Below are 10,534 nucleotides of genomic sequence, written 5' to 3' on the forward strand. Positions count from 1 at the left end.
CGGCATCGTCGCCCGGGCCGCGTTCGGCCACACGCCGGGCCAGTTGACCTTCCTGATCGAGTCGGCGGGCGAGCACCTGCTCTACGCCGCCGACATCGTGCACCACCACGTCCTGGGTCTGAGCCATCCGGAATGGCATGTCGGCTTCGACCACGACCCGGTGCTGGCGGTCGCGATCCGCCGCCGGACGCTGGATCAGGCCGCGATCGACCGCCATCTGGTCCTAGTGCCCCATTTCCCGTTTCCCGGCCTCGGCCACATCGTGCGCGACGAGCGCCGCTACGCATGGGTTCCGGTCGAATGGCGCTGGTAGGCGGTCACCGGACCCGCGTCGCGAGCTTGGGAAGGCGCGGGCATCCTGCCCGCCATCATGCTAAAAGCACAGTGCGGGCCATGCCCAACCTGCAGTCATCGGGCGTGCTGCTGCCCGGTCTCCGGAGCAATCACGCCGGCAGCCGGGATTGCAGCGAGCCGGCACCACCCTCGTATCTCGATGCGTCGCGGATGCCGGCGTGATTGCTTTGGCGCCCCTGCGCCATTAATAGAGCGTCGATGCTGCGGGCCGTGACGGATGATCCGCCGGAACAGGGCATGCAGGCTTCGCCTCGTCGATAGAAACTTTACTGCCGGGATTGAGAGATGGCGCCGATCAACGTGCTCTGGCTGATCGACCACGTCTGCTATGACGGCAGTCTACATGGCGGCGGCCGATTATTCATGAATCTGGCGCCGATGTTCGATCCTGCCGAGGTGAAGATCTTCCCCTACTTCTTGCGCGCCAGCGACGAGGTGGTGGAGCTGTTCAAGACGGCACCCATGAAGGTCGTCAACCTGAACAAGGGCAAGTACGACCTTTCCACCCTCACAACCATCACCTCGCTGTGCAAGAAGCACGAAATCGACGTGATGCACCTGTTCTGCTACGCGGCCTCCACCTTCGGGCGGCTGGCCAGCAAGCTCAACGGCGTGCCCACCGTGGTGCACGACTTCGACACGCAGATCTACTTCCCCTACCCCACCTATCTGAAGGTCGCCGACCGGCTGCTGGCCTCCTCCACCGGCCACGCCCTGGCCGCCTCCCCGATGTGCCGGGACTATATGCGTGACGTGCGCCGCCTGCCGGTCGACCGCCTGTCGATCATGCCCCATGCCATCCCCGAATCGCGCTTCGAGGCGGCCCGCACGGTGACCCGAGAGGCTGCCCGCGCCGAGCTCGGCTGGGGAATGGACGAGAAGGTGTTCATCTGCCTGACCAAGCTCGGGCCCGAGCGCGGCAACGAGCATCTGATGCGCTCGTTCGCGAAGGTGCTGGCCGAGCGGCCGGATGCCCGGCTGGCCTTCGTCTACAAGCCCACCTACTACCACCGCACGCCCAAGGAATATGAGGGCATCAGCTGGATCCGTGACACGGACTACATGCTGAACGAGCTGAAGAAGCTGATCGCGGAGCTGGGCATCGGCGAGCGGGTCGACCTGATCGAGCAGCTCGACCAGGCGACCGCCTACATGGCCGCTGCCGACGCGGTGGTGGTGCCGTTCCAGAACGAGCGGTTCAGCTCGGTGCACCTGCTGGAGGGCTTTGCCCACGGCCTGCCGGCGATCGCCACCGATCTCGGCGAGCAGAAGGAGCTGCTGGCCCACTCGGCGGCCGGCGTGCTGGTGAAGCCGGACGACGAGGCGGCACTGGCGGCGGCGATGATCGACATGATCGACAACCCGGACGACCGTGCCCGCCGTGCTGCCGCCGCGCGCGAGGTGGCGGACCGCCACAGCGTGCGCGCCAACGCCGCGGGCCTTGGCCGGATGTATCGCAGCCTCGCCCAGGCCGCACCGGTCGGTGCCGCCACGGCCGGCGGGAGAAACTGACATGCTGCTCGGTGCCACTGGCGCTCTCTCCAGGCGCCAGGACCAGAAATGGTCGGCAGGCCCGGACGGCGCCCGGCTGCTCCAGGCCGAAGGTGCCGCACTGGCCGTGCTGCCCTGGCAGGTCAAGGCACTCGACGCGCTGGACCGGGTAGCAAAGGACGCGGCCAGCGGCTCCTGGCTGGCCCTGTCCGGCCGGCCGATCCTCACCTCGGCGCGCGAGGACGAGGCGGCGGGCGACATGGCCGGCCGGGTGCTGGCCAGGCTCATCGAGCGCGGCCTCGCAGCGCTGAACGAGCTGGACGGAGTGTTCGCGCTGGTCTGGTACGACGCCCCGGCGCGGCGGCTCGTCCTGGTGCGCGACCGGTTCGGCTCCGAGCCGCTATTCTGGGCGGAGCGGCCGGACGGCGTGCTGTTCGCCTCACGGATCCGCGACCTGCGCGCCACCGGCCTCCTGGCCGGCGGGCTGGACGGGCTGGGCCTCGCCGAGTTCCTGACCTACTGCTACGTGCCGGGCACCGCCACGCTCGACAAGGGCGTGCGCCGGGTGGCACCGGGCAGCCACGTCACGATCGAGCTCGCCAGCGGCAAGGCCGTCGAGCAGGCCTGGTACCGCCTGTCGTTTGCCGACCCGGTGGCACCCGACGAGGCGGAGATCGCCCGGAACTTCCGCGAGCTGCTGGAAGCCGCCGTGGTCCGGCGCATGACCACTACGCCCGTCGGCATCATGCTGTCCGGCGGGATGGATTCCAGCTCGACCGTCACCTTCCTGCGCCGGCACGAGGCCGGCACGATCCGGAGCTTCGCCTTCTCCTGCGCCGGTGCCGGGTTCGACGAATCCCACTATGCTGCCCAGCTGGCGAAGGAGCTGGGCACGGAGCACGAGACCGTCCGCTACGGCGAGGCGGAGGCGCTGAGCGTCGCGGACGTTTCGGCCGCCTCCGAGGTGCCGTTCACCGATGTCGGCATCAACGAGGGCAGCTGGATCGTGGCGCGCGCCGCCTCGGGCAAGGTGCCGTTCCTGTTCACTGGCGACGGCGGCGACGAGCTCTGGGCGAGCCACCCGGTCTACGCCGCGCAGAAGCTGCTGGTCCCCTACGATGCCCTGCCGGTCCCGCAATTCGTCCACAAGGCCCTGACCGGCGCCTTCAACCTGTTCTCCGACAGCGACCAGAAGCGCGACCTGAAGGTCAAGCTGAAGCGGATCCTGCCGGCTCCGGGCCTGCCTAAGGCGATCGGGCCGTTCCGCTGGCGCGCCTATTACGCGCCGGACGACTTTCCGGCCCTGCTCACCCCCTCGGCGCAGGACCTAGTCCGCGGCCAGGACCCGTTCACCAGCGTGGTCGCCTCGTACCAGGGCTATGACGGCCCGGACGACGGGCTCTCGCCGCACCTTTATTCCGACTACACCACCACCTCGACCTACTATTTCAGCCGGCTGATGCTGCTGCGCCATTTCGGCATCGAGTACCGCCTGCCCTTCTATGACCAGGCACTGGTGGAGTATGGCGCGCGCATTCCGGCTAGGCTCAAGCTGGAAGGCATCGAGCGGACCAAGCGGCTGTTCCGTCAGGCAATGGAGGGGGTGCTCCCCGACATCATCAACCACCGCAAGGACAAGCTCGGCCATTCCGTGCCGATGAAGAACTGGCTGCGCGAGACCGGTCCGCTCTGGCAGTGGGTGTCCGGCCAGCTCTCGCCGGACGCGGTACGCCGCCGCGGCCTGTTCCAGCCGGCCGCCGTCCAGCGGCTGATCGACGAGCACCGTGCCAAGCGCCACAACCACTCGCACCGGCTCTGGGCGATGGCGGTGCTGGAAGCCTGGCTGCGCGTCCATCATGATAGCGAGGCTTCCCTGCCGGAGCGGCAGGCGGCCTGAGCCCGCTCCGGTCCCGCACCGCATTTTGCACGAACGAACCCGAGGCCATGGACCCAGACCGCACTGATCAGCGCCCGGACAGCGCCCTGCTGAGCAGCACCCTGTCCACCCGCCTGGAAGGCGGCAGTGCGATCGCCACCTACCAGGACATGATGGTCGGCAGCCGGTCCTGGCTGAAGCTGATCCAGCATGAGCTGCTGGTGGGCTTCGGCGGCGCCCTGCCGGGTGCGGTTGGCTTGGCATTCCGCAAGCTGTTCTGGAAGCGCCTGTTCCACGAATGCGGCGGCAGTGCGGTGTTCGGCCGGGGCGTGGTGCTGCGCCAGCCCATAAAGATGCGGATCGGCGCCAGGCTCCTGGTCGACGACGACACGCTGCTGGATGCCAAGGTGGCGCCGGTCGGCGGCTTCGTGCTGGGCGACGACGTGCTGATCAGCCGGGGCTGCACGGTCGTCGCGGCCGAGGGGCCCCTGCGTCTAGGCAACCGTGTCAGCATCGGCAATGGCTGCACGATCATGGCGGGCAGCGGCGTGGAAATCGGCGACGACACCATGTTGGCGGCGCACTGCTATATCGGCGGCGGCACCTATCTGACCGACCGCCGCCTGGACCAACCGATGCGCACCCAGCCGGGCCTCGCCGGGCGGGTGGTGATCGGGCCGGACTGCTGGCTGGGGGCGGGTGCCATCGTGCTGTCTGGCGTTCGGGTCGGGAAAGGTGCCGTGATTGGCGCAGGTGCCCTGGTGGCGCGCGACGTGCCCGACTACGCGATCGTCACCGGCGTACCGGCGCGCCTGCATCGCCTGCGCCGCCCGGAAGAGGCACCCGTGGAGGCCCTTGCCGCCGTAGCCGAACCGTGACCCTGCCGATCGCCCAGCCCGACCTGGCCGAACCCGATCCGGCAGGCAGCCCCCCTGCCCGCGCCACGGGCGGCGTGAAGGCGCTGGCCGGGCGGGCGCTGCGCTGGCTGCGCATCCCGGTCAGCCTCTTGATGCTGGCCTACCTGCTCCATCTCGTGGAGCCGGCACAGGCACTCGCAGTGCTGGCGAACGCCGATCCCCGGCTGGTCCTGCTGGTGGCGCTGATGGCGGTGGGCGACCGGCTGCTCGGCGCCTTTCGCTGGTACATGCTGCTGCGCGGCAAGCATGTCGACGTGAGCTTCGCACCGCTCGCCCGGCTGACCTTCGTCAGCAACTTCATCGGCAGCTTCCTGCCGGCCGGGGTCGGGATCGAGGCCGTGCGCGTCTATGGCCTGTCCCGGCACACGGCCGACCTGGCCCTGGCCCTGTCCTCCGTGATCGTCGAGCGCGTCCTGGCACTGGGTGCGCTGGTGGTCCTGGTCGTGTTGGGCCTCCTGCTCTCCGACGCGGGCTTCCCCGCCTGGATCGGCCGGTTCGCCTGGGCCTCGCTGGCCGCACTGGCGCTGGGCAGCCTCACCCTAATGATCGGCCCGACCCGCCGCCTGTCGCTGAGCCTCTTGCCGGGCAGGCTGCTGGCCCCGGTACGGGCGAAGATCCAGGAACTCTATCTGCGCCTGGACGAGTACCGCCACCAGCCGCTGATGCTGGCCGGCGCCATCGCGATGGCGCTGTTCTTCCAGCTCTTCCGGGTGGCGACCTATGCGGTGGCGGGGGCGGCGATCGGCATCGATGCCACATTCCAGACCTACATGGTGGTGGTGCCGATCGTGTCGCTCGTGATGATGGTGCCGATCTCGCTGGGGGGCCTGGGTGTGGGCGAGGCGGCGTTCATCTCGCTGCTGGGCCTGGTCGGCATCCCGGCGGAACAGTCCTTCACCCTGTCGATCATGGTGCTGGTGCTGTCGCTGCTGGGCACCCTGCCGGGCGGCTGGTTCTATCTGCAGAGCGGCGTGGCGCCAGGACGCCGCTAGAACCTGCCTGCCGGCTCAGCCCAGGAACGGGAAGCGGGCCACCGCGCGGAACGAGGCACCCGGCTCCGGCTCCTCGAACACCGCGACCGCGTCCACCCGCAGCGGTTGCTGGCAGAACGAGGCCGCATCGCTTTCCAGGCGCGCGCGCACGCCCGGGTCGACCGGGACCTGGCCGGTCAGCGTCAGGTGGAAGCGAAACCGGTCGAGCACGTAGGGATAGCCCCAGGCACGCAGGTTCGCCTCCTCGATCGCGTCCAGCCCACGCGCCCGGCGCCGCGCCAGCTCGGCCTCATCGGGAAGTGCCCGATAGACGTCGAACCCGCGCACGCAGTCGGCGGCGAGCCGGTCCATGCGCGGGCTGGGGCCCGAGAGCACCAGCGCCAAAAAGCCGTCGAGCTCGGCCAGCTGCAGAGGCGGTGCGCTGAATGGCTCGCGGACCCGGGCGAACTCCTCGACCGCGGCCATGAAGCTCTGCGGGTCCTTGTCCTCGCGCATCCGGAAGGGTGGCTTCAGGGTCGCGTGGAAGCCGTAGCGCCGCGGCGCCTCCACCAGGGGCCGCAGGGCCGGATCGCCCTGGTACTCCACGCCGGAGACCGGGTCGCGGCCCAGCCAGCGGCAGGCCCAGCGCCACAGGTTGGAGGCGGGGTCGGGGCACCAGTAGAGCGCATAGCGCGCGGTCAAGCGATCCTCCGCCCTTCTTTCCAGACAGCCATCGGCCGCATCGCCGACCCCACCTCGCGGGCCTGGACCAGGTCGGCCCGCAGCCCCACCGCGATCCGCCCGCGATCGGCCAGGCCCAGCACCCGGGCTGGCGTTACGGTCACCATCGCCACCGCGTCCGACAGCGGGCGCTCCAGGCGGCGATGCACGAGGAAGGCGGCGGTGAGCAGGCTGGTCGGTACGTAGTCGGAAGAGAAGCAGTCGAGAAGCCCTTCCTCGACCAGTTCCGCAGCACCGACATTGCCCGACTGCGAGCCGCCCAGCACGAGGTTCGGCCCGCCCATCACATTGATCATGCCATGCTGCCGCGCCGCCCGGGCCGCCGCCAACGTGGTCGGGAATTCCGACACGGTGAATCCGTCGCGGACCGCCTCCTCGACATGCGCGACCGTGGTGTCGTCGTGGCTGGCCTTGACCAGCGTCCGGTGGGCGAACAGCTGCAGCAGCTCCTGCTTGTGTCGCTCGGCATAGACCGCCTGGATCGCCATGCGCTCGGCCATCTGCGCCTCGAGCTCGGCCGGCGACGTGCCGTTGCGGCCCAGCTGGAACTGCCGGTACTTCTCGATGTCGTGCCACTGCCGCTGACCGGGTGTGTGATCCATGAAGGAGATCATCCTCAGGCTCGGCTCGTCGACCAGCGGTGCCGCCAGCGCCACCACGTTCGGGTCGGCCACCTCGAGGCGCAGGTGCAGGAAATGATCGCAGGCCAGCGCGTCCTGCCCCTTGGCATGCTCGATCGCCCGCAGCGACTGCTCCTGCAGCTCCAGCCGCTCACGCTTCTCACCATAGATGCCGACGCAGATCGCATCGCACACCGTGGTGATCCCCGCCTGCGCCATCTGCCCGTCATGGGCCAGGATCGCGGCATCCGCCGGCCAGCGCACCTTGGGCCGGGGCTCGAAGCAGCGCTCAAGATTGTCGGTATGCAGTTCCACCAGGCCCGGGATCAGCCAGTCGCCACCCAGATCCACCGTGCCCGGCAGGGCGGAGCCGCCCTCGCTGATCGCGGCGATCTTCCCGCCTGCCACCGCGAGGCTGCCATGAATGACCTCGTGCTCGAGGACGATCCGTGCGTTCGTGACGACGAAGTCGCTCATGCGGCCCGATCCATCCCTGCCAGTCCGATGATCCTCGTGGCGATCGCGTCGCGCGCCTGCCGGTCGTGCAGGATCGCCAGCATCGCCGCTCCTTCTGCCAGCCGCTCGCGCACCAGTTCCACCACGATCGCCCGGTTATGGGTATCGAGCGAGGCGGTGGGCTCGTCGAGCAGCAGCACCGGGTAGGGATGAACGAAGGCGCGGGCAAGGTTCACCCGCTGCTGCTCGCCGCCGGAAAAGGTCGCAGGGGGCACCTCCCAGAGGCGCTCGGGCAGCCGGAGGCGGGCCAGCAGGCTCCGCGCCCGCTCCAGCGCTGGCTCGCGCGGGCAGCCGGTTGCCAGCAGCGGCTCGGCCACCACCTCCACCGTTGGCACGCGCGGCACCACGCGCAGGAACTGGCTGACATAGCCGAGCGTGCGGCGGCGCACCGCCAGGACCTCGCGCGGCGCGGCACTGGCCAAGTCGATCATCGCCCCATCATGGCGGATCAGGATCCGGCCCCCGTCCACACTGTAGGAGCCATAGATCGCGCGCAGCACGGTGGACTTGCCGGCCCCGCTCGGCCCGTCCAGCACCACGCACTCACCGGGCTGGACCTCAAAGCCCAGCCCCGACAGCACGGGCAGCCGCACGCCGCCCTGGAGATGCAGGGTAAAGGTCTTGCCGATGCCCTCGGCGATCAGGGAAGGCTGCATAGGTCAGGCTGCCAGGATCGAGCTCACCAGGAGCTGGCTGTAGGGATGCTGCGGATCATCCAGCACGCGATCGGTCAGGCCGTGCTCCACCACCTGGCCCCGGCGCATCACCAGCATCCGGTGGGACAGGAGGCGAGCCACGGCCAGGTCGTGGGTGACGATGACCACGGCCAGATCCAGCTCCGCGACCAGCCGGCGGAGCAGGTCCAGGAGCCTCGCCTGCACCGACACGTCCAGCCCGCCGGTCGGCTCGTCCATCAGGACCAGGCGCGGCCGGGTCACCAGGTTGCGGGCGATCTGCAGGCGCTGCTGCATCCCGCCGGAAAAGCCACGTGGCAGGTCGTCGATCCGGCTCCGGTCGATCTCGACCCGGTCGAGCCAAGCCAGCGCCTCGGCGCGGATCCGGCCGAAATGCCGCCAGCCGGCCGCCATGAGCCGCTCGCCGATATTGCCGCCGGCGGAGATGTTCAGCCTGAGCCCGTCACGCGGGTTCTGGTGGACGAAGCCGAACTCGGTCCGCGCCAGCAGCCGCCGCTCCGCCTCCGCCATCTGCAGGAGGTCGACAGCCGCCCCCTCGCTTGAGCGGAACCGGACGCTGCCCCCATCCGCCGGCACATGGCCCGTCAGGCAGCTGAGCAGCGTGGTCTTGCCCGAGCCGCTTTCACCCACGATGGCCAGCACCTCGCCTGGCCACAGGTCGAACTCGGTGGGTTTCAGCGCCTGGAGGCCGCCATAGGACTTGGCGAGGTCGCGGACCTCCAGCAGTGGCAGGTCGTGCGCGCTCATCGCCCCTCATCCATGCGGTTGCTGTCCCGGCGCTCCCGGCAGAAATCGGTGTCCGAGCAGCAGAACAGCCGGCCGCCCCGGTCGTCGGTCACCACCTCGTCCAGATAGGATTCGGTCGAGCCGCACAGGCCGCAGGGGCGGTCCCAACGCTGCACCTCGAACGGATGGTCCTCGAAATCCAGGCTCTCGACCGTGGTGTGCGGCGGGATCGCGTAGACCCGCTTTTCCCGCCCGGCACCGAACAACTGGAGGGCCGGGCAGTCGTGCAGCTTGGGATTGTCGAACTTCGGGATCGGCGACGGGTCCATCACATAGCGCCCGGCGACCTTGACCGGATAGGCGAATGAGGTGGTGATCCGCCCCATCCGCGCCACGTCCTCGTAGAGCTTGACGTGCATGGCGCCATAGTCGGCGAGGCCATGCATCCGCCGGGTCTCCCGCTCGCGCGGCTCCAGAAAGCGCAGCGGCTCCGGGATCGGCACCTGATAGACCAGGATCTGCCCGGCATGCAGCCGCCGTTCCGGAATGCGGTGGCGGGTCTGGATGACCGTGGCCTCCGCGGTGCGTTCGGTGGTCGCGACCCTCGCGGTCTTGGCGAAGAAGGCGCGGATGCTCACTGCGTTGGCGGTGTCGTCCGCCCCCTGGTCGATCACCTTCAGCACGTCGTCCTGGCCCAGCACGGCGGCGGTCACCTGGATGCCGCCCGTTCCCCAGCCATAGGGCAGCGGCATGTCGCGGCTGGCGAACGGCACCTGGTAGCCCGGGATCGCCACCGCCTTCAGGATCGCCCGACGCAGCATCCGCTTGGTCTGCTCGTCGAGATAGGCGAAGTTGTAGGCACCGCTCATCGCCCGCCCTCCTCTTCCCCGGCGCCCTCCGCGCCATCGGCCCGGGCGGCCGCCTCGCGCATCCGTCGGATCGTCTCGAGCTCGCCCTGGAAGTCGACATAATGCGGCAGCTTCAGATGCTCGACGAAGCCGGACGCTTGCACATTGTCCGAGTGGTAGAGCACGAATTCCTGGTCCATGGCCGGCCCGCGGGGCTCCTGGCCGTCTGCTGCGTTGCGCAGCGCCCGGTCGACCAGAGCCATGCCCATGGCCTTGCGCTCCTGGTGGCCGAACACCAGCCCGTAGCCGCGGGTGAATTGCGGCGGCTCCGTCTTCGAGCCCAGGAACTGGTTGACCATCTCGCACTCGGTCAGCTCGACCTCGCCGATCACGATGGGAAAGCCCAGTTCCTCCGGCTCGACCACCAGGTCGACCGCGCCGACCCGCAGCTCACCCACGAATGGATGGGTGGAACCGAAGCCGCGCTGGGTCGAGTAGCCCAGCGCAAACACGAAGCCCTCGTCGCCGCGGGCTAGGTTCTGCAGCCAGGCATCACGCCCCACCGGGAACAGGAGCGGCTCGCGGGTGAGGTCGGTGGGCTCGCCGTCCGCTGCCGCGGGTTCCGGCTGGATCATCCCGTCCGCGTCCAGGATGTCCAGGACGCGAGGCACGACCGGATCGACCGACTGCTCCTCCACGGCGGCCGGTTCGCTGCCGGCATCGGTCCCAGCCAGCGTCTCGTCGAGCAGCCGGTGGGTGTAGTCGAAGGTGGGGCCCAG

General features: G+C 69.4%; 10 protein-coding genes and 1 pseudogene. 5 read left to right on the forward strand and 6 right to left on the reverse strand.

The features are described 5' to 3' along the window. From EQG76_RS12310 to EQG76_RS12330, 5 genes and pseudogenes are all read left to right on the forward strand, one after another. Positions 1 to 313, forward strand: a pseudogene (locus EQG76_RS12310) (MBL fold metallo-hydrolase); the annotation flags it as partial. Positions 314 to 639: 326 nt separating this feature from the next. Further along, positions 640 to 1,866: a glycosyltransferase family 4 protein gene (locus EQG76_RS12315; RefSeq protein ID WP_159713737.1), complete on the forward strand. Its 1,227-nt coding sequence runs from the start codon at positions 640 to 642 to the stop codon at positions 1,864 to 1,866. A gap of 1 nt (position 1,867) precedes the next feature. Next, positions 1,868 to 3,742: an asparagine synthetase B family protein gene (locus EQG76_RS12320; RefSeq protein WP_159713738.1), complete on the forward strand. Its 1,875-nt coding sequence runs from the start codon at positions 1,868 to 1,870 to the stop codon at positions 3,740 to 3,742. 47 nt (positions 3,743 to 3,789) lie between these two features. Continuing rightward, complete coding sequence (locus EQG76_RS33425) at positions 3,790 to 4,599, forward strand: acyltransferase (protein ID WP_159713739.1); 810 nt, start codon at positions 3,790 to 3,792, stop codon at positions 4,597 to 4,599. Continuing rightward, positions 4,596 to 5,630: a lysylphosphatidylglycerol synthase transmembrane domain-containing protein gene (locus tag EQG76_RS12330; protein ID WP_159713740.1), complete on the forward strand. Its 1,035-nt coding sequence runs from the start codon at positions 4,596 to 4,598 to the stop codon at positions 5,628 to 5,630. Before EQG76_RS33425 ends, EQG76_RS12330 begins: the two co-directional genes overlap by 4 nt. A 15-nt stretch (positions 5,631 to 5,645) precedes the next feature. Here EQG76_RS12330 and EQG76_RS12335 read toward each other — a convergent pair whose 3' ends face one another. From EQG76_RS12335 to EQG76_RS12360, 6 genes are all read right to left on the reverse strand, one after another. Next, positions 5,646 to 6,311, reverse strand: coding sequence for a DUF1045 domain-containing protein (locus EQG76_RS12335; RefSeq protein WP_159713741.1), 666 nt, complete (start codon positions 6,309 to 6,311; stop codon positions 5,646 to 5,648). Further along, positions 6,308 to 7,447, reverse strand: coding sequence for an alpha-D-ribose 1-methylphosphonate 5-triphosphate diphosphatase (locus EQG76_RS12340; protein ID WP_159713742.1), 1,140 nt, complete (start codon positions 7,445 to 7,447; stop codon positions 6,308 to 6,310). The genes EQG76_RS12335 and EQG76_RS12340 overlap by 4 nt, the downstream gene beginning before the upstream one ends. Next, a complete protein-coding gene (gene phnL, locus EQG76_RS12345; RefSeq protein WP_159713743.1) occupies positions 7,444 to 8,142 on the reverse strand; it encodes a phosphonate C-P lyase system protein PhnL in 699 nt (232 codons plus the stop codon). Before phnL ends, EQG76_RS12340 begins: the two co-directional genes overlap by 4 nt. 3 nt (positions 8,143 to 8,145) lie before the next feature. Further along, positions 8,146 to 8,928: a phosphonate C-P lyase system protein PhnK gene (gene phnK / locus EQG76_RS12350; RefSeq protein WP_159713744.1), complete on the reverse strand. Its 783-nt coding sequence runs from the start codon at positions 8,926 to 8,928 to the stop codon at positions 8,146 to 8,148. Then, positions 8,925 to 9,776 carry an alpha-D-ribose 1-methylphosphonate 5-phosphate C-P-lyase PhnJ gene (locus tag EQG76_RS12355; RefSeq protein ID WP_159713745.1) on the reverse strand — a complete coding sequence of 284 codons (852 nt, stop codon included), beginning with the start codon at positions 9,774 to 9,776 and terminating at the stop codon, positions 8,925 to 8,927. The genes phnK and EQG76_RS12355 overlap by 4 nt, the downstream gene beginning before the upstream one ends. Continuing rightward, positions 9,773 to 10,534: carbon-phosphorus lyase complex subunit PhnI (locus EQG76_RS12360; RefSeq protein WP_200840766.1), on the reverse strand; the 762-nt coding region annotated here is incomplete at its 5' end. The genes EQG76_RS12355 and EQG76_RS12360, both read right to left, overlap by 4 nt.

This window comes from Geminicoccus flavidas (assembly GCF_009806515.1).
Lineage (GTDB): Bacteria > Pseudomonadota > Alphaproteobacteria > Geminicoccales > Geminicoccaceae > Geminicoccus > Geminicoccus flavidus.

Excerpts from the sequence above, each read along its gene's own strand:
- EQG76_RS12315 (WP_159713737.1), top strand. The coding sequence starts at position 640 with ATGGCGCCGATCAACGTGCTCTGGCTGATCGACCACGTCTGCTATGAC.
- EQG76_RS12320 (WP_159713738.1), top strand. The coding sequence starts at position 1,868 with ATGCTGCTCGGTGCCACTGGCGCTCTCTCCAGGCGCCAGGACCAGAAA.
- EQG76_RS33425 (WP_159713739.1), top strand. The coding sequence starts at position 3,790 with ATGGACCCAGACCGCACTGATCAGCGCCCGGACAGCGCCCTGCTGAGC.
- EQG76_RS12340 (WP_159713742.1), bottom strand. The coding sequence starts at position 7,447 with ATGAGCGACTTCGTCGTCACGAACGCACGGATCGTCCTCGAGCACGAG.
- phnL (WP_159713743.1), bottom strand. The coding sequence starts at position 8,142 with ATGCAGCCTTCCCTGATCGCCGAGGGCATCGGCAAGACCTTTACCCTG.
- phnK (WP_159713744.1), bottom strand. The coding sequence starts at position 8,928 with ATGAGCGCGCACGACCTGCCACTGCTGGAGGTCCGCGACCTCGCCAAG.
- EQG76_RS12355 (WP_159713745.1), bottom strand. The coding sequence starts at position 9,776 with ATGAGCGGTGCCTACAACTTCGCCTATCTCGACGAGCAGACCAAGCGG.